The 26,827-nt window shown below is 66.1% G+C and carries 17 protein-coding genes and 2 pseudogenes; 9 read left to right on the top strand and 10 right to left on the bottom strand.

Annotation, left to right across the window (positions count from 1 at the left end; all coding sequences use genetic code 11):
• From F0Q45_RS11680 to F0Q45_RS11670, 3 genes and pseudogenes are all read left to right on the top strand, one after another.
• Window positions 1-270 (top strand): annotated as a pseudogene (locus F0Q45_RS11680) (malate dehydrogenase); the annotation flags it as partial.
• Between the two features lie 9 nt (window positions 271-279).
• A complete protein-coding gene (locus F0Q45_RS11675) occupies window positions 280-1,461 on the top strand; it encodes an NAD(P)-dependent malic enzyme (protein WP_149654108.1) in 1,182 nt (393 codons plus the stop codon).
• Window positions 1,462-1,481: 20 nt separating this feature from the next.
• On the top strand, window positions 1,482-2,345 hold the full coding sequence (locus F0Q45_RS11670; protein WP_149654107.1) for a glycine betaine ABC transporter substrate-binding protein: 864 nt from the start codon (window positions 1,482-1,484) through the stop codon (window positions 2,343-2,345).
• Between the two features lie 57 nt (window positions 2,346-2,402).
• Here F0Q45_RS11670 and F0Q45_RS11665 read toward each other — a convergent pair whose 3' ends face one another.
• From F0Q45_RS11665 to F0Q45_RS11655, 3 genes are all read right to left on the bottom strand, one after another.
• A complete protein-coding gene (locus F0Q45_RS11665; protein ID WP_149654106.1) occupies window positions 2,403-3,236 on the bottom strand; it encodes an SDR family NAD(P)-dependent oxidoreductase in 834 nt (277 codons plus the stop codon).
• Window positions 3,237-3,274: 38 nt separating this feature from the next.
• Window positions 3,275-6,949 carry a multifunctional oxoglutarate decarboxylase/oxoglutarate dehydrogenase thiamine pyrophosphate-binding subunit/dihydrolipoyllysine-residue succinyltransferase subunit gene (locus F0Q45_RS11660; RefSeq protein ID WP_149654105.1) on the bottom strand — a complete coding sequence of 1,225 codons (3,675 nt, stop codon included), beginning with the start codon at window positions 6,947-6,949 and terminating at the stop codon, window positions 3,275-3,277.
• 156 nt (window positions 6,950-7,105) lie between these two features.
• A complete protein-coding gene (locus F0Q45_RS11655; protein ID WP_149654104.1) occupies window positions 7,106-7,864 on the bottom strand; it encodes a hypothetical protein in 759 nt (252 codons plus the stop codon).
• A 183-nt stretch (window positions 7,865-8,047) separates the two neighbouring features.
• Here F0Q45_RS11655 and F0Q45_RS11650 point away from each other — a divergent pair, with 183 nt between their 5' ends.
• Window positions 8,048-9,778, top strand: a complete 1,731-nt coding sequence (locus tag F0Q45_RS11650; RefSeq protein WP_188112892.1) for an MFS transporter — start codon at window positions 8,048-8,050, stop codon at window positions 9,776-9,778.
• Window positions 9,779-9,796: 18 nt separating this feature from the next.
• On the opposite strand, the gene F0Q45_RS11645 is transcribed toward F0Q45_RS11650, so the two are convergent.
• On the bottom strand, window positions 9,797-13,294 hold the full coding sequence (locus F0Q45_RS11645; protein ID WP_149654103.1) for a TM0106 family RecB-like putative nuclease: 3,498 nt from the start codon (window positions 13,292-13,294) through the stop codon (window positions 9,797-9,799).
• Between the two features lie 306 nt (window positions 13,295-13,600).
• On the opposite strand from F0Q45_RS11645, the gene F0Q45_RS11640 reads away from it, so the two are divergent.
• The gene (locus F0Q45_RS11640; protein WP_149654109.1) at window positions 13,601-15,082 is read left to right on the top strand and encodes an MFS transporter; all 1,482 of its coding nucleotides are present in this window, start codon (window positions 13,601-13,603) and stop codon (window positions 15,080-15,082) included.
• Between the two features lie 48 nt (window positions 15,083-15,130).
• On the opposite strand, the gene F0Q45_RS11635 is transcribed toward F0Q45_RS11640, so the two are convergent.
• On the bottom strand, window positions 15,131-15,727 hold the full coding sequence (locus tag F0Q45_RS11635; protein ID WP_149654102.1) for an LppP/LprE family lipoprotein: 597 nt from the start codon (window positions 15,725-15,727) through the stop codon (window positions 15,131-15,133).
• Between the two features lie 80 nt (window positions 15,728-15,807).
• Between F0Q45_RS11635 and F0Q45_RS11630 the strand changes: the two genes are divergently transcribed.
• The 3 genes from F0Q45_RS11630 to F0Q45_RS11620 all read left to right on the top strand — a co-directional run bounded on the left by F0Q45_RS11630 (window position 15,808) and on the right by F0Q45_RS11620 (window position 19,479).
• On the top strand, window positions 15,808-17,514 hold the full coding sequence (locus tag F0Q45_RS11630) for a DEAD/DEAH box helicase (RefSeq protein WP_149654101.1): 1,707 nt from the start codon (window positions 15,808-15,810) through the stop codon (window positions 17,512-17,514).
• Complete coding sequence (locus F0Q45_RS11625; RefSeq protein ID WP_149654100.1) at window positions 17,511-18,662, top strand: acyltransferase family protein; 1,152 nt, start codon at window positions 17,511-17,513, stop codon at window positions 18,660-18,662. The genes F0Q45_RS11630 and F0Q45_RS11625 overlap by 4 nt, the downstream gene beginning before the upstream one ends.
• Window positions 18,663-18,762: 100 nt before the next feature.
• Window positions 18,763-19,479, top strand: a complete 717-nt coding sequence (locus F0Q45_RS11620; protein WP_149654099.1) for a siderophore-interacting protein — start codon at window positions 18,763-18,765, stop codon at window positions 19,477-19,479.
• Between the two features lie 235 nt (window positions 19,480-19,714).
• Here the strand turns inward: F0Q45_RS11620 and F0Q45_RS11615 are convergent, their stop codons facing one another.
• The 5 genes from F0Q45_RS11615 to F0Q45_RS11595 form a co-directional block, all read right to left on the bottom strand.
• The gene (locus tag F0Q45_RS11615; RefSeq protein WP_188112891.1) at window positions 19,715-21,595 is read right to left on the bottom strand and encodes a PE family protein; all 1,881 of its coding nucleotides are present in this window, start codon (window positions 21,593-21,595) and stop codon (window positions 19,715-19,717) included.
• Between the two features lie 135 nt (window positions 21,596-21,730).
• On the bottom strand, window positions 21,731-22,312 hold the full coding sequence (locus tag F0Q45_RS11610; RefSeq protein WP_149654098.1) for a TetR/AcrR family transcriptional regulator: 582 nt from the start codon (window positions 22,310-22,312) through the stop codon (window positions 21,731-21,733).
• Window positions 22,312-23,553 (bottom strand): cytochrome P450, encoded by a 1,242-nt coding sequence (locus F0Q45_RS11605; protein WP_149654097.1) that lies wholly within the window; start codon window positions 23,551-23,553, stop codon window positions 22,312-22,314. The genes F0Q45_RS11610 and F0Q45_RS11605 overlap by 1 nt, the downstream gene beginning before the upstream one ends.
• 152 nt (window positions 23,554-23,705) lie before the next feature.
• A complete protein-coding gene (locus F0Q45_RS11600; protein ID WP_149654096.1) occupies window positions 23,706-25,073 on the bottom strand; it encodes an FAD-binding oxidoreductase in 1,368 nt (455 codons plus the stop codon).
• 57 nt (window positions 25,074-25,130) lie between these two features.
• Window positions 25,131-26,384 (bottom strand): MFS transporter, encoded by a 1,254-nt coding sequence (locus F0Q45_RS11595; RefSeq protein ID WP_149654095.1) that lies wholly within the window; start codon window positions 26,382-26,384, stop codon window positions 25,131-25,133.
• A gap of 61 nt (window positions 26,385-26,445) precedes the next feature.
• On the opposite strand from F0Q45_RS11595, the pseudogene F0Q45_RS11590 reads away from it, so the two are divergent.
• A pseudogene (locus F0Q45_RS11590) lies at window positions 26,446-26,827 on the top strand (uracil-DNA glycosylase); the annotation flags it as partial.

The following is a 26,827-nucleotide window of genomic DNA, read 5'->3' as shown; positions in this document are numbered from 1 at the left end:
GCCTCGGCCGCGTCGGCGACCATCGACGCTGCCCGCGACTGGCTGCTCGGCACCCCCGCCGACGATTGGGTTTCGATGGCCGTCGTCTCCGATGGCTCCTACGGCGTACCGGATGGGTTGATCTCTTCGTTCCCAGTGACCACCAAGGACGGCAACTGGACGATTGTTAGTGGCCTGGAGATCGACGAGTTTTCCCGCGGCCGAATCGACAAGTCGACCGCTGAGCTGGCCGACGAACGCAACGCCGTCACCGAACTGGGCTTGATCTGAGCCGGGCAGGTGCCAAACCTTGTCCCTGCTGCAGTGATCAGCCCGCAGGTCGTCGTGCACGATGATGAGATCTTCGCGGCGCACTTGGGCGGCAAGCTTGCGGTAGCGCTGAAGGCCCCGCTCGACACTCAGCGTGCCCTGTCGATCGCTTACACCCCAGGCGTGGCGCAGATCAGCCGCGCGATCGCCGCCGACCAAACCATGGCCGCGCGCTACACCTGGTCGAACCGGTTGGTGGCGGTCGTTAGCGATGGCAGTGCGGTACTGGGTCTCGGCGACATCGGGCCGGCAGCGTCGCTGCCGGTGATGGAGGGCAAGTGCGGCCTGTTCAAGGCATTCGGCGGCCTGGACGCGATCCCGATCGTATTGGACACCAAGGACCCTGATGAGATTGTCGAAACCTTGGTGCGGCTCCGGCCGACGTTCGGCGCGGTCAACCTCGAAGACATCTCCGCGCCGCGTTGCTTTGCGATCGAAGCACGCCTGATCGAGGCGCTGGATTGCCCGGTGATGCACGACGATCAGCACGGCACGGCGATCGTGGTGCTGGCAGCGCTCATGGGTGCCAGCAAGTTGCTAGGGCGAGACATGACGTCGCTGCGGGTGGTGGTGTCCGGTGCCGGGGCCGCTGGCGTGGCGTGTACCAACCTCCTTTTGGCCATGGGAGTTTCGGACATCACGGTGGTGGACTCGTGCGGGATCCTGCATCCCTCGCGCGTGGACATAAACGGTGTCAAAAGTCAACTAGCGCAACGCACTAACCCGCGCGGTCTGACCGGCGGCATCGCTGCGGCCCTCGACGGAGCCAACATGTTCCTCGGCGTGTCAGCGGGGGCAGTCCCCGAGGAGCTGATCGCCACCATGGCGCCGGACGGGATCGTGTTCACGCTATCCAACCCTGACCCGGAGATCCATCCCGACATCGCGGCCAGGTACGCGGCGGTGGTGGCCACCGGCCGCAGCGACTTCCCCAACCAGATCAACAACGTGCTGGCGTTTCCCGGGGTGTTTTGCGGGGCACTGGATGCCGGCGCGCGGCGGATCACCCAAAAGATGATGGTGGCCGCGGCTGAGGCGATCTATTCGGTTGCCAGCGACGGCCTGGCGCCCGACAAGATTGTCCCCAGTCCGCTAAACCCTCGGGTGGGTGCAGCGGTGGCGGCCGCGGTGGCTACGGCCGCCGAGGTCTGAGGCACCTGAGACGCCCGGGCGTGAGACTCGTCAGACTGGCCGTGCTGCTGCTGATTGCAGTGCTTGCGGTGGCCGGTTGTGCTAACGGTGCGCGCTCGGCTGCGCCGGAGGTGGTAGTCGGATCCGGGCCCGGCTCCGAGTCGATGCTGCTGGCCGGCATCTATGTCGCGGCGCTGCGGTCCTACGAGTTCCCGGCGCGAGCCGCGATCGTTGCCGACCCCATGGCGGCACTGGGCTCGGGCGAAGTGACCGTCGTCCCAGCCTTCACCGGCCAGGTGCTGCAGGTGCTGCAGCCCGGCTCCTCGGCCCTGTCCGACGCTCAGGTCTACCGGATCATGAACGCGGCGCTGCCCGAGGGCGTCGTCGCCGGCGACTACGCCACCGCCGCCGAAGACAAACCCGCACTGGTCGTGACCCGGACCACCGCAAACTCCTGGGGCGGTAGTGAGCTGAGCCTGCTGCCACGCCACTGTGACGGTCTGGTCGTCGGTAGTGTCATTGGCGGGGTTATGGGCGCCCTCCCACCAGCCGGAGTCGGCACCTGCAGGCTGCCCGCCCCGCGAGAATTTTCCGATACCGCCGCGATGTATGGCGCACTGCGCGACGGCCAACTGACCGCGGCCTGGACCACCACCGCTGACCCCGGCACACCCGCCGACCTGGCGGTACTGGCCGACGGCAAGTCCGCGCTGATCCGGGCCGAGAACGTGGTGCCGTTGTATCGGCGCAACGCGTTGACTGACCGGCAACTGCTGGCCATCAACGAAGTGGCCGGCGTGCTGGATACCGCAGCCCTGACCGAGATGCGCCGCCAAGTGGCCAGCGGGGCCGACCCGCAGGCGGTGGCTGCCGCGTGGTTGGCCGAACATCCGCTGGGCCGCTAGGGATCGAGTCCGCGTCGACGCCGTCGATCCCGCGCACACAGGCTCGACGAGGCGCCCTCACCGGCGCGGCGACGGGACCAACTTGCCCAGCATCGGCATGAACAGCCGTTGATATCCAGAGCCTGTCAGCCGTACTACCAGGTCTAGGACCTTGGCGTCCGGCCCGACGAGCACCCGGGCCTTGTTTTTGCGCACTGCGCCCAGGATGATCTTGGCGGCCCGCTGCGGACTGGTGTGCGCCACCCGCTTGTCGAACAGCCGGGCCAGTTCTTCGGCATCCAGCCCCGCGGCGGCGGTGGCGTTGCGAGCGATCGCGGTCTTAATGCCACCCGGGTGCACCGTGGTCACCCCGACGGGGTGACCGGCCAAGATCATCTCCTGCCGTAGCGCCTCGGTGAACCCGCGCACGGCGAACTTCGCCGAGTTGTAGGCTGCCTGCCCCGGTGACGAGAACAGCCCGAAGACGCTGGAGATGTTGATGACGTGGCCGTCTCCGGAGGCAATCAGGTGCGGCAGGAACGCCTTGGTGCCGTTCACCACTCCCCAGAAATCGACATCCATCACCCGCTCGATGTCCTTGAAGTCACAGATTTCGACGTCACCGGTGTGGCCGATGCCGGCGTTGTTGTAGATCTGGTTGACCCTGCCGAAGTGCTCGTTGACCGCGTCCGCGTAGGCCAGGAAGGCTTCGCGTTCGGTGACGTCGAGCCGGTCCGCTTTCACCGCGGCGCCGATCGCCTTGAGCTGCTCCTCCGTTCGCGCCAGCCCGTCGGTGTCGACGTCACTGATCGCCAGCTTGGCGCCAGAGCGGCCCAGCTCGATGGCCAACGCTTGCCCAATACCCGATCCTGCGCCAGTGACGACAGCGACCTTGCCGGCGAACCCCTGCACGAAACCCTCCTATGTATAAGCGTCGACTCGTTGGTCGGTTACCCGAACGCCGTGTCGAGGATCTCCTGCTGCTCGACGGCGTGCACCTTCGACGACCCTGACGACGGAGCCGACATAGCCCGGCGCGAGATCCGCTTGATCCCGGTCAGCTTGTCGGGCAACAACTCTGGCAGCTCCAGGCCGAACCGCGGCCACGCTCCTTGATTGGCCGGCTCCTCTTGTACCCAGAAGTGCTCGCTGGCATTGGCGTAGCGGTCGAGTGTCTCGTTGAGGCGGCGTTTAGGCAGCGGCGCCAGCTGCTCGATGCGCACGATAGCGATGTCGTCGCGCTTGTCTTTGGCCTTGCGTGCGGCCAGCTCGTAGTAGATCTTTCCGCTGGTCAACAGGATCCGTCGGACCTCGCCGCGGTCGCCGATGCCGTCTTCGTAGGTGGGCTCCTCCAACACCGAACGGAACTTGATCTCGGTGAAATCTTTGATGTCGCTGACCGCGGCCTTGTTGCGCAACATCGACTTGGGCGTAAACACGATCAGCGGGCGCATGATCCCATCGAGGGCGTGCCGGCGTAACAGATGGAAGTAGTTCGACGGGGTGGATGGCACCGCAATCGTCATCGACCCCTCCGCCCACAGCTGCAGGAAGCGTTCGATGCGGCCGGAGGTGTGGTCGGGACCCTGCCCCTCGTGTCCGTGCGGCAACAGCAGCACCACGTTGGACAACTGGCCCCACTTGGCCTCACCGGAGCTGATGAACTCATCGATGATCGACTGCGCGCCATTGACGAAGTCGCCGAACTGCGCCTCCCACAACACCAGGGCCTCGGGGTTGCCCACGGTATAGCCGTACTCGAAGCCGACGGCCGCGTACTCCGACAACGGCGAGTCGTAGACCAGAAACTTGCCGCCGGTGGCGGTGCCGTCTTTGTTGGTGGCCAGCAGTTGCAGCGGGGTGAACTCCGCGCCGGTGTGGCGGTCGATGATCACCGAATGCCGTTGGGAGAAGGTGCCGCGGCGGGTGTCTTGCCCGGAAAACCGCACCAGCTTGCCCTCGGCGACCAACGAACCCAGGGCCAGCAGCTCGGCGAACGCCCAGTCGATCTTGCCCTCATAGGCCATCTCCCGGCGCTTTTCCAGCACCGGTTGCACGCGCGGGTGCGGAGTGAACCCGTCGGGCAACGCCAGGAACGCGTCCCCGATACGGGCCAGCAGCGACTTGTCGACCGCGGTGGCCAGGCCGCGCGGGACCTGCTGCTCGGACTCCACCGACATGCTGGGCTGCACGGCATGCTTTTCCAGGTCACGGACCTCGTTGAATACCCGCTCCAGCTGACCCTGGTAGTCGCGCAGCGCGTCCTCGGCTTCCTTGAGCGAGATATCGCCGCGGCCGATCAAGGCCTCGGTGTAGCTTTTGCGAGCTCCGCGCTTGGTGTCGACGACGTCGTACATGTACGGGTTGGTCATGGACGGGTCGTCGCCCTCGTTGTGCCCGCGGCGGCGGTAGCACAGCATGTCGATAACGACATCCTTCTTAAACCGCTGCCGAAAGTCGACCGCCAGCCGGGCCACCCATACGCACGCCTCCGGGTCGTCGCCGTTGACGTGGAAGATCGGGGCGCCGATCATCTTCGCGACGTCGGTGCAGTACTCGCTGGACCGCGAGTATTCCGGCGCGGTGGTGAAGCCGATTTGGTTGTTCACGACGATGTGGATGGTGCCGCCGACGCGGTACCCGGGCAGGTGCGCCAGGTTCAGCGTCTCGGCGACCACCCCCTGGCCGGCGAAGGCGGCGTCGCCGTGCAGCATCATCGGCACCACCGAGAACGCCCGTTGGTTTTCAGTGTCGGTGTCGCCGTGGTCGAGCAGATCCTGCTTGGCCCGCACCAAGCCCTCCAGCACCGGGTCCACGGCCTCCAAGTGCGACGGGTTGGCGGTTAGTGACACCTGAATGTCGTTGTCGCCGAACATCTGCAGGTACACGCCGGTGGCGCCGAGGTGGTACTTGACGTCGCCGGAGCCATGCGCCTGCGACGGGTTTAGGTTGCCTTCGAACTCGGTGAAGATCTGCGAGTACGGCTTGCCGACGATATTGGCCAGCACGTTGAGCCGGCCGCGGTGCGGCATCCCGATGACCACCTCGTCGAGCGCGTACTCGGCGCACTGGTCGATCGCCGCGTCCATCATCGGAATCACGCTTTCGGCGCCTTCCAGCGAGAACCGCTTCTGTCCGACGTACTTGGTCTGTAGGAACGTCTCAAAAGCCTCAGCGGCGTTGAGCTTGCTCAGGATGTATTTTTGTTGGGCCACAGTCGGTTTGACGTGCTTGGTCTCCAGCCGCTCCTGCAGCCACTGCTGCTGCTCGGGTTCGAGGATGTGGGCGTATTCCACCCCGATGTGGCGGCAGTAAGCGTCGCGTAACACCGACAGCACGTCGCGTAGCTTCTTGTGCGTGGTGCCGGCGAAGCCATCGACTTTGAATTCGCGATCTAGGTCCCACAGGGTCAACCCGTGCGAGCACACGTCGAGGTCGGGGTGGCTGCGAAACCGGGTATTGTCCAGCCGCAGCGGGTCGATGTCGGCCATCAAGTGGCCGCGGTTGCGGTAGGCGGCGATGAGCTCGATGACCCGGGGGTTCTTGTCGACGATGGAATCCGGGTTGTCGGGGCGCCAGCGCACCGGCAGGTAGGGGATGCCCAACTCGCGGAAGATCTCGTCCCAGAAATCGTCCGAGAGCAGCATTTCGTGGATGACACGCAGAAAATCACCGGATTCCGCGCCCTGGATGATGCGATGGTCGTAGGTGGACGTCAGCGTGATCAGTTTGCCGATGCCCAGGTCGGCGATGCGCTCCTGGCTGGCCCCCTGGAACTCTGCCGGGTACTCCATGGCGCCGACGCCGATGATGGCGCCCTGGCCGGCCATCAGCCGCGGCACCGAGTGCACGGTGCCGATGGTGCCGGGGTTGGTCAGCGAAATCGTCACGCCGGCAAAGTCTTCGGCGGTGAGTTTGCCGTCGCGGGCCCGGCGCACGATGTCTTCATATGCGGTGACGAACTGCGCGAACCGCATGGTCTGGCAACGCTTGATGCCGGCCACCACCAACGAGCGCTTGCCGTCTTTTCCTGGCAGGTCGATCGCCAGTCCCAGATTGGTGTGCGCGGGGGTGACCGCGGTCGGCTTGCCGTCCACCTCGGTGTAGTGCCGGTTCATGTTCGGAAACTTCTTGACCGCTTGCACCAGCGCGTAGCCCAGCAGGTGGGTGAACGAGATTTTTCCGCCGCGGGTTCGCTTGAGCTGGTTGTTGATGACAATCCGGTTGTCGATCAACAGCTTGGCCGGAATGGCCCGGACACTGGTTGCTGTCGGCACGTCCAGCGATGCGGACATGTTCTTGACGACGGCCGCGGCGGCGCCGCGCAGCACCTGTAGCTCGTCGCCTTCGGCGGGCGGTGGTGGGACGCGCTTGGTGGGCGCCGAAGCGGGCGAGCCGTTGCCGGCGGCCGCGGTATCGGCCGGCTTGGCGGGCTCAGTAGCGGGCCTAGCGGGCGGTGCCGGTTGGGCGGCCGCGGCGGGCTCGTTGTCGGTGGGCTCGGGGTTGTAGTCCACCAAGAACTCGTGCCAGCTTGGATCGACCGAGGAGGGATCGTCGCGGAACTTGCGGTACATCTCCTCGACCAGCCATTCGTTTTGCCCAAACGGTGAACTTGTATTGGCCACGGCCGCTGCTCGCCTCGATTCTCTTATCGTTCAGGGTCGTGCCAGCGCCAGCGCGCGACACCTGCGACTCTTGCCGGGGCAGTCCGAAACACTTCCCGCTTCATCAAGGCTAACGCCTCGCCAGCAATTCGCTAGAGACACCGGCCAGCCGCTGCCCTAGCTGGCGTCTCGAACCGTCGGCAGCACATGCAGGGTGACTGGCCAGCGAGCGGGCGGCGGGCCGAACGCCGATCGGGCGTTGCGGACCAACCTTTTGCCCACGAGCCGGTTGCCAATCGCGCCGACGATGGCACCGATGCCGGCTGGCAGCAGCTTGCCGAACATCAGCGCGCCACGCTTGAGCGCGAATCGTTTGACAAAGTACTTGAACATTCGCGTGTTCAATGTTGATATCGCCGGCAGCGGCAGCGAGGCCATGCTTTCTGACACCCAGGCGCCGTTGGTCCGTCTTGACCCGATCAGTTCGGCCATCGCTCGCTTGCTGCTGTCGCCGACGAGCACGGCCAACACCAGCGCCCGGCGCCGTTCTCGGTGGTCGAGCGGAACGCCGTAGACCGCGGCCAGCGCCAACACCAGGAGTGCGGTGGCCTCGAGGAATACCGCGGTTTCGCCGGCGGCCGCCGATAACGCGGCCAAGGTGCCGATCCCGGGTAAGGTCGCTGCCGCACCAACGGCCGCCCCGCTGAGAGTCACCACGGTCACAAAGCGCTTTTCGATCTTGCTGACGAGGTCGGCCGGGCTGGCACCTGGGTGGGATCGCCGCAGCCGGGCTACGTAGGCCTCCGCTGCCGGGGCCTGTAGGTGCGAACTGCGTTCGATGACTTGTGCCAATGCCCGCGTGGACGCTTTGGCTCTGCCGGTGGCGCCGGCCGGCTCCAAGTCCGGCTCGGACCTCCTGGTTCGTCGGACGCTCATGTTGCCTCTCTTCACGCGGTCTTCCGGACGGCGCCCTTTCAGGCTAGCGCCCGGTGTGCGATTTACCGACCGAGCAGCGCACCCACCTGCAGATATTCAGTGCCCGTTCACGCAACCGGGCAGCCGAGCGGCGCACCCGGAATAATGCACGCTGGATTGCGGGGGGCGAAACGAGGTGCTCACATGACCATGGCGACGATCCACGGGCGCAACGGCAGCTACTTGGCGAACTCCTGGAGCGTGCTGTGGGTCATGATGATCGGCTTCTTCATGATCATGCTCGACTCGACCATCGTCGCCATCGCCAATCCGACCATCATGGCCGCGCTGCATACCGGCTACGCCACGGTGGTATGGGTTACCAGCGTTTACTTGCTCGGCTATGCGGTGGTGTTGCTGGTGGCCGGCCGGCTCGGCGACCGCTTCGGACCAAAGAACCTGTACTTGATTGGGCTTGCCGTGTTCACGGCCGCATCGATGTGGTGCGGCCTGTCGAGCAGTGCCGCCATGCTAATCAGCGCCCGGCTGGTGCAAGGCGTCGGCGCCGGGCTGCTCACCCCGCAGACCTTATCGACCATCAGCCGCATCTTTCCCGCCGCGCGCCGCGGCGCCGCGGCGAGCATGTGGGGCGCTACTGCCGGGGTCGCCAGCCTGGTCGGACCGCTGGTGGGCGGGGCGTTGGTCGACCGGCTGGGTTGGGAGTGGATCTTTTTCGTTAATGTGCCCATCGGCATCGTTGGCCTGGTGTTGGCAGCGTGGTTGGTTCCCGTCTTGCAGGTGCACTCCAGGCGATTGGACCTGATCGGAGTCGCGCTGTCTGGGGTAGGGATGGTCTTGCTGGTCTTCGGGCTGCAGGAAGGCCAGCCTGCCGGGTGGCAGCCGTGGATCTGGGCGGTACTGGTAGCCGGTGCCGGATTCATGTCGGTGTTTGTCTATTGGCAGTCGCTGCACCGGCGGGCGCCGCTGATCCCGCTGGAGATCTTCCGCAACCGGAATTTCAGCCTGTGCAGCATCGGGGTGGCCATTATCGGGTTCGCGACGACGGCGATGATCCTGCCGTTGACCTTCTATGCACAGTCGGTGTGCGGGTTGTCGCCCACTCGCGCGGCTCTGCTGATCGCGCCGGTGGCGATCACCAGCGGCGCGCTTGCTCCGGTGGCCGGCCGGATCGTCGACAGGGCCCATCCGCTGCCGGTGCTTGGCTTCGGCTTTTCATTGCTCGCGATCTCGCTGACGTGGCTTTCCCTCGCGATGACCCCGAGTACGCCGGTGTGGCAACTGGTGTTGCCGTTTTGCACGATGGGCGCCGGGATGGGGTTCGTCTGGTCGCCGCTGGCCGCCACCGCTACCCGCAACCTGCCGGCCGAGCAGGCCGGCGGGAGTTCGGGCGTCTACAACGCCACCCGGCAGCTTGGGGCAGTACTGGGCAGCGCCAGCATGGCGGCGTTCATGACGGCGCGGATCAGTGCCGAGTTGCCGCCAGTGGCCGGCGATGAGCGCGGACTCAGGGGCGGGCAAGCCAGCCTGCAGTTGCCGGAATTTACGCGCGCGCCATTCTCGGACGCGATGTCGCAATCGATGCTGCTGCCCGCGTTCATCGCATTGTTCGGGATTGTGGCCGTACTGTTCCTGGTTGGCGGTACGGCCACGGCGGCTTTACGCCAGATGTCGCCGACCGACGACTACGACGACGACTACGACGATTACGACGACGACGACGATTACGTCGAGTACATCCTGCACCGCGAACCCGAGCCATGGACCCACCACCGCCCGGAGGCGAATGGCCTGGTCCGTACCGGTTCTCACCGCGGTGACGGTTCCTTTGCACCGCCCGCGGCGCAGCGCGCGCAGCTCTACCCGGCTGATCCACCCGAACCGCTGCAGTACGGCCGCCATTTGCGCTCCGAGTGAGCCGCAGCCGCAGCGCCATCAAGTCTGCCCACGATCATGTCGAGATCCCGCGCAGTTCCGGATGGTCCGCGTGGTCGAGCGGCTCGTGGTGAGCGCCAGGAATGCGCCCAGATCCACCAAGCCGCTGGGTGTCGTGGGCAAGTACTGGGTCAATCGCTCCGCGCGCACGATCACCGCTGCATACTGCGCTCGGCTGATGGCTACATTGAGGCGATTGCGGTTGATCAAAAACGACATCCCGCGTGGAACTACGTCCGCGGAAGAAGCCGTCATCGAGACGAAGACGACCGGGGCTTGCGCGCCCTGAAACCTGTCGACGGTACCCACCCGGACACCGCCGAGGTCGGCTGCCCTCAGTTGCCGCCGTAACAGCGCGACCTGGGCGTTGTAGGGCGCCAGCACCAGCAGATCGGTGGCCGCCAACGGCCGAGCGCCGTGCTCATCAGTCCACGTCCGGCCAAGAAGGTTGTGGATCTCGGCGAGAATCGCCCGGGCCTCTTCGGGGCTTTCGGCCGAATTGCCCTGATGCGACACCGACAGCACACGCACACCGGGTTGGTACCCGGCGAGGCGGCGTGCGCTGGTGTGCTCGCTATGAGACTGCAATCTGCCCTCGTAGGACAGCCTCGAGACGGCGTCACAAACCGCGGGATGCATTCGGTACGAGCGGTCCAGGAAGTAGCCCAGCTTGCTGGGCAGCGTGCGCTGATCCCCGACTAGCCAATCCAGTGCTGAGGCGTCGACGGGTTCGGGATGGGTACCTTGACTGACCTGGGGGAGCTGCTGCGGGTCGCCGAGCAGCATCAGGTTGGCGGCTGCCGGCGCGACCGCGATCGTGTTGGCCAAACAGAACTGCCCGGCCTCGTCGATCACCAACAGATCCAAACTGCCCGGGGGTACGCGACTAGGGTTGGCGAAATCCCAGGCGGTACCGCCGACCACGCACCCTGCGTGCTCGGCGAGGAACGCGGGGTATGCGTTGCCGCCAATCTCTTGCCAGCGCCTGGCGGCTGGGACCTGCGGGTCACTGCGCTTCTTGGCGACGCGTCCAGGATCCAGCCCGGCGTCGAGCAGACACTCCAACAGGTTCTCCACCGCGGCGTGGGACTGCGCGACAACACCGACGCGCCAGGAATGCTCGGTGACCAATCGCATGATGACCCGCGCAGCGGTGTGCGTCTTTCCCGTCCCCGGCGGTCCGTGCACCGCGAGGTACGAGGCGTCGAGCTGCACTGCAGCTGCGGTGATGTCGGCGACGGTGTCGGTACCGCGGGGCAGCCCGGTTGCGCCGCGGATGCGCGGCGGGCGTCGGGTCAGGACGTCGAACAGCGCGGTGCGCGGTAGCTGCGGCAGCCCTGCGGCCACCGTGGACGCGGTGGCCTCGATGGATTCCCGCAGCACTGTAGTCGGTACCGGTGGCCCCGGGGTCAGCGCGAATGGCAACTGGTGAAATGTGCTGCCGTCGCCGGCGGCTCGCTCCAGGATGACCACGGCAGTGGGCAGGCTTGGGTCGTCGATCTGGACAACCTCGGCATGCGCTGCGGCCCGCCGGTGCGGATCATCGGTCATGCTGGGCGGAGCCGGGGGGTCGTAGAGCGCAAATACTTTCGCATCCAGGTCGCCACCCGCCAGCTCCCCGGTCAGCCGTGCCCGCCGCTGCGGTTTGCGTGCTCGGGGAGGCGTGTGCCAATCGACGATCACCGATGCTTTGTCGACAACGAAAACGTCTGCACTGTATGACCATTCGTCGACGGGGTAGTTCAGCCGGTCGAAGTGCGCCCACCAGAACGGCTTGTCTTCGCGGCGATGATAGCCGCGCGCCGCAGCAACCAAGGCAACAGCGGTCTGTTCGGGCGTGCGATCGCCGGCGGCGGCGTCGCCGATAAAACTCGACAACGTCGACGCCAACTGGTCGTGGTCTTCGATCGTGCTGCGGTTGGGGATCGGCTGGACGCCGATCGGCGTGACGCCAGCTTCCCACGCGCGCATCAGCAACCAATCGCGTAGTTCACGGGTTGAGCGGCAGTCGTAGTGGTTGTAATCCTCGATTTCTTTGAGCACCGTTGCGGCCTCGTCCAGGCGACCTTCGGCGCGAAGGTCGCAGAACCGGGCGTACGAGGTGATCGAGTCAGCGGCGGTCGTCACGTCACCGGAACGCAATTGGGCGCCAAGGTAGATCGGCTCCAGCGCCTTCAGGCTGACCGACTCCGCTCCTGTCCGAAGGCTTTTGCGCACTAGTGGATAGAGGTCGACCAATATTCCATTGCGCAGCAGGTCGTCTACGGCGTCCTCGCCGACACCATAGCTCCCCGCGAGCCGCAGCAGAGCGGTCTTCTCGTACGGCGCGTAATGGTAGATGTGCATGTGGGGGTAGCGCCTGCGACGTTTGGCCACCATCGACAGAAAGTCCTCGAGTGCTTGACGTTCCGCAACACGGTCATGTGCCCACAGTGGACGAAAAGCGGCAGCTGGGCCCGCCTCTAGCACACCAAACAGGTATTCCAGCCCCCACTCTGTTCCATCATCGGTCCACAACGGGTCGCCTTCAAAGTCGAAGAACAGGTCACCGGCGCTGGGCTCGGGCAACAACGCCAGCGGTTGCGAGTCCACGATCTGGTATTGCGGTGTCCCGATATTACATTGCAACACTTGTAATTTCGCTTGTGATGCGAGCTTGTCCAGTGCGCTTGCCGGCAGGCCGGCCACCGGCCCGGAGCGCTCGGAGTGCTCGGCGAGCTCGTGAAGCGTGCTAATGCCGGCGGCGATCAGCTTCTCGCGCTGAGTGATTCGCATGCCGGCGACGAGCAACAGATCATCGCTGGTGTGCAACTGCTCGATGCACAGCGGACACCGCAAACACGCTTGCACGTCACAGTCGCCCCAGCGCACCGCGGTGCCCGCAGCGTAGTGGCGGTCAAGCAGGTGCTGCAACGCCGCGCGTTGGGTTCGGTATACCGGAATCATGTCGTCGACGCGGTAGTGCACGACGGTGCCGTCACCGAGTTGCAGCTCGGCTTCGGGGCCCACCGGCACGCCGGCAGCGGCCAGCGCGTCGGCGTAGGCGCCCAGCTGCAGCAGCGCCGTGACTTTGGGCGAGCGGGCCAGCTTGGTGTCGACGACTCGGTAGTGCTCGCCATCGCGGATCAGGAAGTCGGCGAAGCCGACGAAGCGACCGTCGAACATTGCAGCCTGATACACCACCTGCGCACGGTTGGCAATGGCGCGTTGGGTCGCCTCGGCGGCGGCCGCCAGTCCGGCGCGTGTGTATGCCGGACGGCCGATGACAGCGACATCGTCGCCGAACTCGTCACGCAGTCGGTCGAGCCGGCGTTGTTCATGCTGATTACCCAAAGCGACAGTGCGCAGGAGCATCTCGTCCTCGGCGGCCACGGCCGGCCCCCGGCCCAGCTTGGCGTCGACATCTCGCAAGAGCGCGTACTCACAGCGCGCAGCGCTGGCGAGATCCGAGGCGCTGTAGATGATCCTGTCTCCTAGGCTGCCTCCGCTGACGAACACAGCAGTAACGGTAGGGGAGGGACCTGACACTCTGGTTGACACTGGCTCAGTGGGTTCGGCTCAACCGCGACTCGAACCCCGCGAGAAGCTTCCAATGCATGCAACAGTTGTTTCGAAACATTCTGCTAGACGCCCGTTAAATGCCTACCTAGCGTTTTGTGACGCGGATCAATTGGGCTAGCGATGCGATCGCACTGCGGTGGCGATAGGCGGCGTTTCGACACGATCGGGGCGTCGAAACGAAATGGGTAGACGGCCATGGCGATGACGCGGTTTGGCGGGGTCGGGCGACGCGTCACATCGACAATGCCGCGGAACGTCGCGCGCGGCACAAGTTTTCGTGGACTGTGGGCGATCCTGGGGGCGATGCTGGTGGGCCGTTTCATGATCCTGCTCGACGCCACGATCGTCGTCGTGGCCAACCCAAGCATCATGTCTGCGCTCAATACCACGCACGACACGGTGATTTGGGTGACCAGCGCCTATCTGCTGGCGTTTGCGGTGCCGCTGCTGATGGCTGGACGGCTCGGTGATCGCTTTGGCCAAAAAAATCTCTATGTGTTCGGCCTCACCATTTTTGTTGGCGCCTCGGCATGCTGTGGTCTGTCCGGCAGCGTCGGCATGCTGATCGGTGCCCGTGCGGTCCAAGGCGTCGGAGCCGCGCTACTGGCACCGCAGATACTGTCGACGATCACCCGTCTCTTCCCGCCTCAGCGTCGCGGTGCGGCGATGAGCTGGTGGGGCGTCACCGCCGGGGTCGCTAACTCGGTCGGGCCGTTGACCAGCGGTGTGCTCGTCAACGCTCTTGGTTGGCAGTGGATCTTCTTCATCAATGTCCCGTTGGGGATCGTCGGCCTGGTGCTGGCGGTCTGGTTGATCCCGGTGATGCCAACCCAGCGGCATCGGTTCGATCTGGTCGGCGTGGGCTTGTCGGCGATCGGCCTGTTCCTGACCGTTTTCGGACTGCAGCAGGGCCCGTCCGCCGAATGGCAGCCGTGGATCTGGGCGATGATCGTCGCCGGGGTCGGGTTCATTGTGATATTCGTCTACTGGCAGTCGATCAACGCCCGCGAGCCGCTGATCCCGCCGCGCATCTTCGGTGATCGGGACTTCACCATGGCCACCCTCGGGGTGGCAGCTATGTCGTTCACAATGACGTCGATGACGCTGCCGGTGATGTTCTACGCGCAAGCAGTGTGCGGGATGTCGCCGATCCGCGCGGCCCTGCTGACGGCGTCGATGGCGATCGTCAGCGGCTCCTTGGCCCCGGTAGTCGGCAAGATCGTCGATAGATCCCATCCACGGACCGTGATCGGGTTCGGCTTCTCGATGGTGGCGATCGGCCTGAGCTGGCTCTCGCTCGAGATGTCTCCAGCTACGCCGATGTGGCGGCTACTGGCGCCCTTTATTTCCATGGGGGTCGGGGTGGGGTTCGTCTGGTCACCGCTGGCCGCCACCGCGACCCGCAACCTGCCGGCACATCTGGCCGGAGCGAGCTCGGGTGTGTACGACGCGACTAGACAACTTGGGGCCGTGCTGGGCAGCGCCGGCATGGCCGCGTTGATGACATCGCGGATTACTGCCGAGATGCCGGCGAGGCCCGGCAGTACCTCACCGGCGGCCGTACCGGGTAGCACCGCCACCAGCGTGGTATTGCCTGAGTTCCTGCGCGAGCCGTTCTCCGCGGCAACGTCACAGTCGATGTGGCTGCCCGCGTTTGTTGCGTTATTCGGCATAGTCGCCGCGCTGTGCATGGTTGGGCTTCGCCGCTCCAACACCTGGCAGTAATACGATCCCAACCGGACGCAGGTGCGGAGATCGTCGACTTACTGCTGCTCAGGCATTGCCGATAATCTCCACCCCGCTGCCGTTCCAACGGAATTTCACCACGCTGTTGAGACCCATACCGTTGGCGTAGGTTAACGCGACGGTGTTGCCGTTGGTTTGCGAGTCATCAATTCCATTGAATCCGTAAGTGTCTGGCACCCCTTGCGGGATGAACTTGCCGAGGTGGAACATCACCGCCCGGGTGGTCGGACTGTCGCCGTTGGTATTGGCTTTGATGATCACCGCCGACAGCTGGGCGCATTCGTTGTAGTTGCCGGCCAGCGGTTCGGGGTTCCAGGGCTGTTGACTGCGTGGATCGCGAGGCAGCTCGGAGACGACTTTGGCGATGGCCGGCGAGGCCAGGTTGACTGCGCACGGGTCGGCTGGCGCAGCACTGGTGCTGGGCGGGGCGGCCGTTGCCGACGGCGGGATGACGGGTGCGCTGGAGCTAGCAGCCGACGGGGTGCTGGCATGTGGCGTCTTGGCGACGGTCGAGTCCCCTGAACCGCACCCACTCAGCGCTGCGGCGACCAGCGAAGCAACCGCCACGGCCGAGTTGCGGGTCAACGGCGCAGTACGGCAGGGGAGCGACCACACACCGGGCACCGTACCCTCATCGGCACCTCGGGTGTGACAGGCGTGGCCGCGTGGGCGGCAACGAGCTACCCACTAAACTTCGAAAGCAAATGGCCATCCCGGACAGCTCGCCTGTGGCTCCTCCTGACACGTTTGTCGACCTGCAGATTCATCCGTCGGTGCTGCGGGCGATCGGCGACGTCGGCTATGAGACGCCGACCGCCATCCAGGCCGCCACGATTCCGGCGCTGATGGCGGGGTCGGACGTGGTAGGCCTGGCCCAGACCGGCACCGGCAAGACCGCAGCGTTTGCGATCCCGATCCTGTCGAAAATCGACGTCGCCAGCAACGCGACCCAAGCACTGGTGCTGGCACCCACCCGCGAGCTGGCGCTACAGGTCGCCGAGGCCTTCAGTCGCTATGGGACTTATCTGCGGCAACTCAACGTGCTCCCGATCTATGGCGGGTCGTCCTACGCCGTGCAACTGTCCGGGCTGAAACGGGGTGCGCAGGTGGTGGTCGGCACCCCGGGTCGAGTCATCGACCACCTGGAACGCAGGACGCTGGACCTGTCGCGGGTGGACTACCTGGTGCTCGACGAGGCTGACGAGATGCTCGCCATGGGGTTCGCTGAAGACGTCGAGCGCATTCTGTCCGAAACCCCGGAGTACAAGCAGGTAGCTCTCTTTTCGGCGACCATGCCGGCGGCGATTCGCAAGCTCACCACCAAGTACTTACACGATCCGCTGGAAGTCACATTCAAAGCGAAAACCGCTACCGCCGAGAACATTTCGCAGCGCTTCATCCAGGTAGCCGGCCCGCGCAAGATGGACGCGCTCACCCGAGTGCTGGAGGTAGAGCCGTTCGAGGCGATGATCGTCTTCGTTCGCACCAAGCAGGCAACCGAGGAAGTCGCCGAAAGGCTTCGTGCCCGAGGCTTTTCCGCGGCCGCCATCAACGGCGACATTCCGCAAGCGCAGCGGGAGCGGACCATAGCCGCGTTGCGTGACGGAAGTATAGACATACTGGTCGCCACCGATGTGGCGGCTCGGGGGCTCGACGTCGAACGCATATCGCATGTGCTCAACTACGACATCCCGCACGACACCGAGTCCTACGTACACCGCATCGGGCGCACCGGCCGGGCCGGGCGTTCCGGAGCCGCCCTGTTGTTTGTGTCCCCGCGCGAGCGCCACTTGCTCAAGGCGATCGAAAAGGCCACTCGGCAGACCATGATCGAGGCTGAGTTGCCTACCGTTGCCGACGTCAACGCCCAGCGGGTGGCGAAGTTTTTCGACTCCATCACCGACGCACTGCGCCGACCCGAGATCGAGCTGTTCCGCAGGCTGGTCGAGGATTACCGACGCGATCATGATGTGGCGACGGCTGACATCGCCGCGGCGCTGGCGTTGCAGTCTCGAGACGGCGAGGCGTTCCTGCTGGCACCCGATCCGCCCCCGGAGCGACGCAAAGAGCGCAAGGAGCAGAAGGGTGACGAGCGCCCCGAACGCCGAAAAAGCGGGCCGGGCTTCAACACCTACCGGATCTCGGTGGGCAAGCGACACAAAATCGGTCCGGGCGCAATCGTCGGCGCCATTGCCAACGAAGGCGGTCTGCACCGCAGCGACTTCGGCCACATCAGCATCGGGCCCGACTTCTCGCTGGTAGAGCTGCCGGCCAAGCTACCCCGCGCGACACTGAACAAGCTTGAGCGCACCCGCATCTCCGGTGTGTTGATCGACCTTCGGCCGCACCGGCCCACCGACAAATCACGCCGCAACGACATCGCCAAACCACGTCGGAAACGGGTCGAATGACCCTGCCCCAAGAAGCCGACCAAGGCGGGCTCGAGCAAGTCTCCGGTGTGGACCGAGTCGCCTCGCTGACCGGCATCCGGGCCGTTGCCGCACTCCTGGTCGTCGGCACCCACGCGGCCTACACCACTGGCAAGTACACCCACGGCTACTGGGGGCTGGTGTCGTCCCGGATGGAGATCGGCGTGCCGATCTTCTTCGTCCTCTCCGGCTTTCTGCTGTTCCGCCCGTGGGTGCAGTCCGCCATGACGGCCGCGCCCCCGCCCTCGTTAAGTCGCTATGCGCGGCACCGAGTTCGGCGCATCATGCCGGCCTACGTCGTCGTCGTGCTCATCGCCTACGTGATCTATCACTACCGCACCGCCGGACCCAACCCCGGTCACAGCTGGATGGGGCTATTGCGCAACCTCACCTTGACACAGATCTACACCGATGGCTACCTCGGTTCGTATCTGCACCAAGGGCTGACCCAGATGTGGAGCTTGGCAGTGGAAGCCGCTTTCTACCTGGCGCTCCCGTTTCTTGCCTATGTGTTGCTGGTGGTGATTAGTAAGCGGTGCTGGCAGCCGAAGCTGATAGTGGGTGCACTGATCGCAATGGCAGCCATTACTCCGGCCTGGCTGGTTCTGATCCACACAGTTGACTGGTTTCCCGACGGCGCTCGCCTGTGGTTGCCGAGCTATCTGGCATGGTTTGTCGGCGGCATGCTGCTGACCGTGTTGCAGGCGATGGGTGTGCGATGTTACGCGTTTGCGACGCTGCCGTTGGCCGTCATCTGCTACTTCATCGCCTCCACTCCGATCGCCGGGGCGCCCACCACGTCGCCGTCAGCGCTGATGGAGGCCGTGGTCAAGGCGTGCTTCTACGCCGTGATCGCGACGCTGGTGGTGGCACCGCTCGCGCTCGGTGGCGCCCAGCCAACCCAGGGTTGGTACTCCCAGCTACTGGCCAGCCGGCCCATGGTGTGGCTCGGTGAGATTTCCTACGAGATCTTCCTGGTCCATCTGGTCACCATGGAATTCGCCATGGTGTATGTGGTCCGGGCTCATGTGTACACCGGCTCGATGCTGTATCTCTTCGTCGTGACGCTGGTGGTAACGATCCCGGTGGCTTGGCTGCTGCACCGCTTCACCCGTATCAAGGCTGAGTAGGCGGGGTGCGATCACGCGTCTCGTCAGTGGTCCGCGGGCGCATCGAGGTAGGTTACCCTGTCCTAAGTTTACGCGAAGCGATGGAAGGCACCCCGCACTGATGACCGAACATAGGCCGTCTCGGGGCTGGCAGGGCGCGGTTTTGAAGCTCATGCGAGCCGGGGACTACCGACTCACTGTGACTGGCCGGCGCGTGATCACGCAGCACTACCTCCGGCTGAGTTTCGCTGACGGCGGGATGCTGGCTGGACACGTCATCCATCCGACGATGTGGATTCGGATGTGGTTTTCCGACGGCGACAAGTGCCACCAACGCGGCTACACGCTGGTTGACCCGGATCCCGAAGCCGGTACATTCGACATCGAATTCTCGCTGCACGACGGCATCGCGTCGGAGTGGGCTCGCACCGCACAACCCGGCGACACGATCGAGGCGACGGCGCTGGGCAGCAAATTCGCCATTCCTGACCCGCCTCCCAGTGGCTACGTCATCGTCGGCGACGCCGCGTCACTGCCGGCGATCAATTCGTTGCTTGACGCGATCGGCGACGCCCCCGCACGGGTTTTTCTCGAGGCCGGCTGCGACGACGACAAATGTCTGCCGGTGGCCCGATCCATCGATGTCACCTGGGTGGACCGGGACAACGGCGGCGATTCACTGCTCGACGTGGTGCGTGCGGCGGCGTTCGACGCCGGCGACCACTTCGGGTGGGTGGCGTGCAACCACCGGGTCACGCGGTCGGTCGCCAAGGTACTGCGGGAGGACTTCGGTATTCCACGTAAATCCATGAAGGCGCAAGCATATTGGATGGCCTGACCCAGGTGGGCAGCGAAGATGTTGGGGTGAGCACGGCATACTGCGGGATGACTTCAGCATGCCAGACCCATTGCTTAACAGGCCATTCGGGGTCGGCCGCCGGACGACCGCCAAACCCGGGCGACGAACGCCGGCGGTTGCATCGATCGTGAGTTAGCACGATGTGCGCTCGGCTATGCGGCACGACGGTCGGCGGCCGTCATGGGGGATGGTGTTGGCGCCGCGGAACTGTCGGTTATCTGCCTGTGACAGGCGTAATTGGCGCCCTTGGTGCGACCGGGGGTTTTCCTATCGGCGGTATCGGTCTTGGGGTTGGCGTGGGTCTCGGGGGTGTGGGTGGCGGGGTTACCGGTGGGGGAGCCGTCGGCTTGCTCCCACTGCAGCGGAACTCGCTTTGTCTGCTTTTACCCCGGCTGGCCGGGATTGCCCGCGGTGCCGCCGGCGCCGTCGGTGCCGTTGTTGCCCGGGACGCCGTTGAGGCCGACCGTGGTGCCCTGGCCGGCGTTGCCGGCCGCGCCACCAATGCCGCCGGTGCCCCCGCTGCCACCGTTGCCGGCCGCGCCGCCACCGCCGGAGCCGCCCGAGTTGCCGAACAACCCATGCCCGCCGCCCGCGCCACCGTTGCCGCCGTCGCCGCCATTACCCCCGAGGCCGCCGGTGCCGCCAGCACCGCCCACGCCACCATTGCCGCCCACCGTATTGAGTACGAGAACGCTGGTATTGCCACCTCTGCCGCCGATACCGCCCGCGCCGCCGACACCTCCGGTGCCGCCCAGACCGCCGACGCTGCCCAGGCCGCCCATTCCGCCGTCGCCGACCAAGAGCCCGCTCGACCACCAGCGCCTCCGGTGCCACCCACGCCGCCGGTGCCGCCGCTGGCGCCGACACCGCCCACGCCGCCCGCGCCACCCTCACCGCCGGTCGCGTTGCTGCTCGGGCTGCCACCACCGGTACCGCCCTGTCCTCCCGGGGCGCCGGTGCCGCCGGTGCCGCCGGCGCCGCCGGCGCCACCGGCGGCGAGGACGTTACCTGTAGCCTGCCCGCCGTTGCCGCCGGCGCCCCCGGGGGCGCCAGCTCCGCCGGCGCCCCCGTCACCACCGTCGCCACTAAGGCTGGTGGTATTTGTGCCGTTGGTGCTGCCGCCGTTGCCGCCAGCACCGCCGGGCGCGCCAGTGCCGCCATCGCCCCCGTCGCCGCCGTCGCCGCCGTTGAGTGTCCCGGTGCTACCCACCCCTGGACCGCCATTGCCGCCGCGACCTCCAGCTATCCCCTCGGTACCGTCGGCGCCGTCGCCACCGTCGGGTCCGTTGCTCACGCTAATAAAGGGGCGGTCGGCGCCGTTGGCGGCGGTGCCAGTGATGTTGAGAGCAGGCGCCACGCCGGCGGCCCCGGTCGCACCGTCGCCGCCGTTGCCGCCGGCTCCGCCCGTGCCCCACAGCCCCGCGTAGCCGCCGTTGCCACCGTGCCCGCCGTTGCTGCCGGCGGCGGTGGCCGCACCGCCGTTGCCGCCTGCCCCGCCGTTGCCGTACAGCAGCCCACCTGCCCCGCCGCGACCTCCAGCCTGGCCCGGTCCGCCGCTACCGCCGGCTCCGCCGTTGCCGATCAGTCCGGCGCTACCACCGGCGCCGCCGGCTTGGCCGGCGCCGCCGGCTTGGCCGGCGCCGCCGGCTGCACCGTTGCCTCCGTTGCCGATCAGCAGCCCGCCGGCCCCGCCGGCCTGGCCAGGCGCAGACCCGTTGGCGCCATTGCCGATCAATGGGCGCCCCAGCAGTAGTTGGGTGGGCGCGTTGATCACATTGAGTACGGCCTGTTCCACGGTCTCTAGCGGCGCAGCGCTAGCTGCTTCGGTGCTGGCGTACAACCAGCCACCAGCGCCAAGGGCCCGCACGAACTGCTCGTGAAACGCCGTCGCCTCGGCGCTCAGCGACTGGTACGCCTGGCCATACTGGGCGAACAACGACGCGATGGCCGCCGATACTTCGTCGGCGCCGGCGGCCAGCACGCCCGTCGTCGCAGCCTTCGCGGTTGTGTTCGCCGCGGTCAGGGCTGAGCTGATCCGACCCAAGTCCGCTGCCGCGCCCACCATTGTGTCCGGCGTAGCCGTCACGAAAGACATCACTGTCCCCCTAGCGCCACATCGAAGGACCCCCGGCGGGTGAGGGATGGTATCGCGCTCAAGGTCCGCTATCAGCGGATTCGATCGGATGCCCAGCGGCTCGCCGGGCAGCCCCGGGCGCGCGCAGATGAGCGACTATCGGCGGGCCGATAGCGGCGTCACCACCGGAGCCACGAACTCCTCGATCATCGCCCGTTCGTCGGCTTCGCCGTGGCCGGGAAACATCAGCAGTGAGATGATCACCCGCACCGCCCACCGGCCCCGGCGTTCGACGGCGTCGGAGTCGCCAGGCCCCAACGAGCGCAAAAACGCGGTGGCGAGTGCGGCGATGACCTCGGATTGCTCGGCCACTTCGCCACCGATGGGCGGCCGGCTGGAGGCGAACCACGCCGCCAGAGCCGGGCTTTCGCGAACCATGCGCAATGCGGCGGTGATACTGGCGATCAGTCGTTCCCGCGGGTCGGCGATGCCGTCGACCTGCCGCATGATCTGGTGGCTTAGACGACGAGCCTCGCGGTGCACGTAGGCGGCTCGCAGCGCCTCTCGGCTGTCGAAGTACCGGTACAGCGTCGCGCGGGAACAGCCTGCGGCCCTGGCGATTTCGTTCATGCCGACGGAAGCCGGGTCACGTTGGGTGTAGAGCCGCTCGGCCGCGTCGAGGATGCGATCCGCTGCTGCCTCGGTGCGGTGCTCGGCTAGCCAATCTTTCCCGGCCATCAAGACGTCACTTCGAATGGGACCGACAGCGGGCGCCGAACGTAGCTACCCCCGGCCCACATGATGCCGGACTCGTCGATGGCGAAGTCCGGGCAGCGGGCCAGCAGCTCAGTCAGCGCGACCCGCGATTGCATCCGGGCCGCAGCCGCGCCCAGGCAGTGATGTGCGCCGTGGCTGAACGTGAGAATGTTGCGGGGGCAGCGCGTGACGTCGAGTTCGCCTGCGTCGGCGTCGTATTGCCGTTCGTCCCGGTTGGCCGAACCGTACAGCAGCAACACCTTGCGACCGGCCGGCACGGTTGTCTCGCCAATCGTCACGTCGCGGGTGACCGTGCGCGCCAGACCCTGCACCGGCGAGGTCAGCCGCAGCAACTCCTCGACCGCGTCCGGGATACGGTCCGGATTGTCCACCAGTAGCTGCCGCTGATCGGGCCGCTGCTGCAGCACCGGCATGGAACCACCCAGCATTCCGGTGACGGTGTCGTTACCGCCGGTGACCATGGTGAACGTGAACGCAAGCACCGACAACGTTCCGGCGATGTCGCCGTCGGCGCCGACCCCGGCGGCCAGCAAGTGCGAAACCGTGTCGTCCTCGGGTTCGGTGCGGCGCCTTTCGATCAGCCTGGTGAAGTAGGCCATCATTGACCCGACGGCGTCACCCGCCGTCTCCAGCGCGGCGGCGAGGCCGCCGTCTGCGGTGTTGGCGGCAACGATAGCCTGCGTCCAGCCGTCGAACTGTGCTCGATCTTCCTCGGGCACACCGAGATAGTGCGCGACCACCATCGACGGTAGCGGCTTGAACAACTCGGCGACAATGTCGCCGCCGCCTGCGGCGCGCAGCCGTTCGACGCGCTCGACGACGAACTCGCGCACTTTGGGCTCGACGGCTTCGACCTGTCGCGGGGTGAAGCCGCGCGACACCAGCTTGCGAAACTCGGTGTGCACCGGCGGATCCTGCATGACCATGGGCGGATTATCTTGCAGCCCAATCATTTCCATATCACCGTAATTGACCGTTAATCCCTGTGCAGAGGAAAAGGTTTCATGATCGCGGGCGGCCGACCAGACATCCGCGTGCCGCGATAGCACGTAGTAGTTGTGGCTTGGGTCCTCAGGCGGGACGACATGGTGCACCGGGTCGTGATCGCGCAGCGCCCGATACATTGGCCAGGGATTAGCCCACGTCCGGGCGGTGGCGAGCTGGAAGGTCGGCTGTGCGGGGCGAGACACGAGCGTCGTCATGTCTCATCAATACGACACAGTGTGAATTATGTCAATGGTTATGGCATCGAGTGTGCGTCCTTGGCTTCGAGCGTGCGGCCTGGGCGCAAAGCGGCGCGGATTCTCGCCCTACTCGCTCACTGGGCGCCCGCAAAGCACACGCGACGTGCGCGTCAGATCCCGCTGCCGGGATTGAGGATGCCCAACGGGTCCAACGCTTGCTTGATACGTCGGTTGAGGTCCATCACCTCCGGGCCCAGGTATCCGGCTAGCCACGGCCGCTTCAATCGGCCGACGCCGTGCTCGCCGGTGATGGTGCCGCCCAGCTCGACAGCCAGATCCATGATCTGGCCGTAGGCGAGCTGGGCACGCTCGACCATTGCGGCGTTTGCGGGGTCGTAGACGAGCAGCGGGTGGGTGTTGCCGTCGCCGGCGTGGGCGATCACCGAGATCATCAGGTCCCGCTGCTCGGCGATGCGGGCAATGCCGGTGACCAACCTGCCCAGTGCGGGCAGCGGCACCCCGACGTCTTCCAGCAACAGCGATCCCTTCATCTCGACCGCCGGGATGCAGAACCTGCGCGCCGCGACGAACGCCTCGCCCTCGTCCGGATCGTCGGTCGAAAAGACTTCTGTAGCACCGTGTTCGGCAAATACCTCGGCCATGACCGCGGCATCCTCGCTGCCGGCTCGGCCACGCTCGTCGGAGCCGGCCACCAGCATCGCGGCCGCCCCGCGGTCCAGATCCATGCGCATGGTGTCCTCGACGGCGTTGATGGCCACCGAGTCCATGAACTCCAGCATCGACGGGCGCAGCCGCGCAGTGACGCCGAGCACCGCGTCGACCGCCGATTCCACCGACGCAAAGTTGGCCACCACCACGCTCGACGCGTGCTGCGCCGGCAGCAGCCGCAGTGTGACCTCCGTGATGACACCGAGGGTGCCTTCGCTGCCGACGAACAGCTTGGTCAAGCTCAGTCCGGCGACGTCCTTGAGGCGCGGGCCGCCCAGCCGGACCGCGGTGCCGTCGGCCAGCACGACCCGCATGCCCAGCACGTAATCGGTGGTGACGCCGTACTTCACGCAGCACAACCCGCCGGCGTTGGTGGCGATGTTGCCGCCGATGCTGCAGATCTCGTAGGACGACGGATCGGGCGGATACCACAACCCGTGCTCTGCCGCGGCTTTCTTCACCTCGGCATTGAAGAGGCCGGGCTGGCATACCGCGGTGCGAGTGACCGGGTCGATCGTGATGTCGCGCATCTTCTCCGTCGACAGCACGATCCCGTCGTCCACCGCGGTCGCTCCGCCCGATAGGCCGCTGCCGGCGCCACGGGTGACCACGGGCACTTGATGAGCGGTGGCCCAGCGCAGGACGGTCTGCACCTCTTCGGTGCGCCGCGGCCGGACGACGGCAAGTGGCTTGCCCGCCGACGGATCCACAGCGCGGTCGTGGCGGTAGCCATCGGTCACCGCGGGGTCGGTGACCACCCTCCCGTCGGGCAACGCGGCGATCAGACCCGCCAGCACATGCGCGTTCACTGAGCCGATCCTACGGGCGACCGCTGTACGGTGAAGCGGTCCTCGGCAGCTGAACGGCTACACCGGCGCCCTTTGTCGAGGCATCGCGGGGACCGCCGTGTCCAGTTCCCGTAGCGACCGGAGCCGGATACAGATCAGCCCCGCAAGCAAAATCGGTAACGCCAGCGCGAGAAACGTCGCTGTGAGTCCGGCCGCGTCAGTTAGCGGGCCGGCCAATAGCAAGCCCAGCGGGCCGGCGGTGTAGGCCAGCGATGTCATCACGCCCACCACGCGCCCACGCAGATAGTGGGGTGCCCGGGTCTGCATGACGTAGTTGTAGATCGGCTGGATGGGCCCGTAGACAAAGCCGATCAGCCCACACAACGCCAGGATGACCGGCAATGGCGGTAGGAATGCGATCACTGCCGTTGCCACGCCAAGGGTGAGCACCGCGGTCAGCATGATCGCGCGCCGCGAAAAGTAGTTCGACAGCATCGCGTAGCCGAGCGCACCGAGCAGGCTGCCGATGGACAGCGCGACCAACACCGAGCCCAGCTGGGCAGGTTGCTGCCGGTCGCTGAAATACTTCGGGAACAGCACACTCTCCATCGGCAGATACAGCGCCGTCACGGTCAGGTCGATCAGCGCCAGTACGCGCAGCACCCGCAGGCTCCACACGAAACGCAGCCCCTCGGCCACCCCGGACACCAGTCCCTGCGGCCGGGTGGTGTGCTGTGGCCGGCCCGCTCCGTCGAGTCGCAGGGCGACGATCGCGAGGATCGACAACCCGAACGTGCCTGCGGTGATCCACATCGTGGCGATGCCGCCGACTGTTGCGATCATCACGCCGCCGAGCCCGGGACCCACGATGAACGCGAGGTTGAGTATCGCCTCGTAGCTGCTGTTGACCCGATCCAGGGACCAACCGGCCCGGGCGGCGGCCTCGGGCAGCATTGACTGGCGTGCTGTTATTCCGGCCGGGTCAAAGGTGGCCGAGCAGGCACCCAGCACCGCCAGCACCGCCACGTTGATGGCGTCGGCGCCGAATGTCCACGCCACTACCGGAACGGCAGCCACCGCTGCCCCGGACAGAACGTCGGAGGCGATGGACACCGCGCGACGCCCGAAGTAATCGACCGCGGTACCCGCGATCAGGGTGGAAAACAGCAGCGGCAGCGTCGTCGCGCCGGCCACGATCGACGCCTGGCCCGCGCTGCCTTCGCGCTGCAACACCAGCCACGGGAACGCCACGATCGAGACGCCGTTGCCCGCGCACGCCATTAACGTGGCGAACAGGAGCAGAGATGCGGGGACGCGGCTGGTGTTGTTCATGGGATATCGCGGCTGAATCTAACGGCAAGGCCAGACGGGAGCCACCGAATTTTCCGCGGCGATGCAGGATGTTGGTGTGCTGCCGCATCCGAATACCGGCCTCGAGTTCGGTTCGCCAGTCGTTCCGGGCACCGGTTGGCCCGGGGATCCGGCGACGCCGCAGACCTCGGTGGCCGGTGACGGGGCGCAAGTGCGGGAACTTGCCTGCACAGCGGCTGCTATTGCGGACCTCGACGCCCTGATCAGTGTGTGCCGGGCCTGCCCCCGACTGGTGAGTTGGCGGGAGGAAGTTGCCGTCGCCAAACGCCGGGCCTTCGCCGACCAACCGTATTGGGGGCGGCCGGTGCCGGGCTGGGGTTCGCCGCGGCCGCGACTGTTGATCGTCGGCCTGGCGCCCGCCGCGCACGGCGCCAACCGCACCGGGCGGATGTTCACCGGAGACC

Source organism: Mycobacterium simiae, assembly GCF_008370645.1.
In the GTDB taxonomy this organism is placed as follows: Bacteria; Actinomycetota; Actinomycetes; order Mycobacteriales; family Mycobacteriaceae; genus Mycobacterium; species Mycobacterium simiae_A.
This window is presented reverse-complemented; position numbering and strand designations above follow the sequence as displayed.

Bases quoted from the DNA above. Each gene is read 5' to 3' on its own strand.
- F0Q45_RS11615 (WP_188112891.1), bottom strand. From the start codon at position 21,595: ATGTCTTTCGTGACGGCTACGCCGGACACAATGGTGGGCGCGGCAGCG.
- F0Q45_RS11640 (WP_149654109.1), top strand. From the start codon at position 13,601: ATGCCGCGGAACGTCGCGCGCGGCACAAGTTTTCGTGGACTGTGGGCG.
- F0Q45_RS11595 (WP_149654095.1), bottom strand. From the start codon at position 26,384: ATGAACAACACCAGCCGCGTCCCCGCATCTCTGCTCCTGTTCGCCACG.
- F0Q45_RS11625 (WP_149654100.1), top strand. From the start codon at position 17,511: ATGACCCTGCCCCAAGAAGCCGACCAAGGCGGGCTCGAGCAAGTCTCC.
- F0Q45_RS11620 (WP_149654099.1), top strand. From the start codon at position 18,763: ATGACCGAACATAGGCCGTCTCGGGGCTGGCAGGGCGCGGTTTTGAAG.
- F0Q45_RS11650 (WP_188112892.1), top strand. From the start codon at position 8,048: ATGACCATGGCGACGATCCACGGGCGCAACGGCAGCTACTTGGCGAAC.
- F0Q45_RS11610 (WP_149654098.1), bottom strand. From the start codon at position 22,312: ATGGCCGGGAAAGATTGGCTAGCCGAGCACCGCACCGAGGCAGCAGCG.
- F0Q45_RS11655 (WP_149654104.1), bottom strand. From the start codon at position 7,864: ATGAGCGTCCGACGAACCAGGAGGTCCGAGCCGGACTTGGAGCCGGCC.
- F0Q45_RS11630 (WP_149654101.1), top strand. From the start codon at position 15,808: ATGGCCATCCCGGACAGCTCGCCTGTGGCTCCTCCTGACACGTTTGTC.
- F0Q45_RS11605 (WP_149654097.1), bottom strand. From the start codon at position 23,553: ATGACGACGCTCGTGTCTCGCCCCGCACAGCCGACCTTCCAGCTCGCC.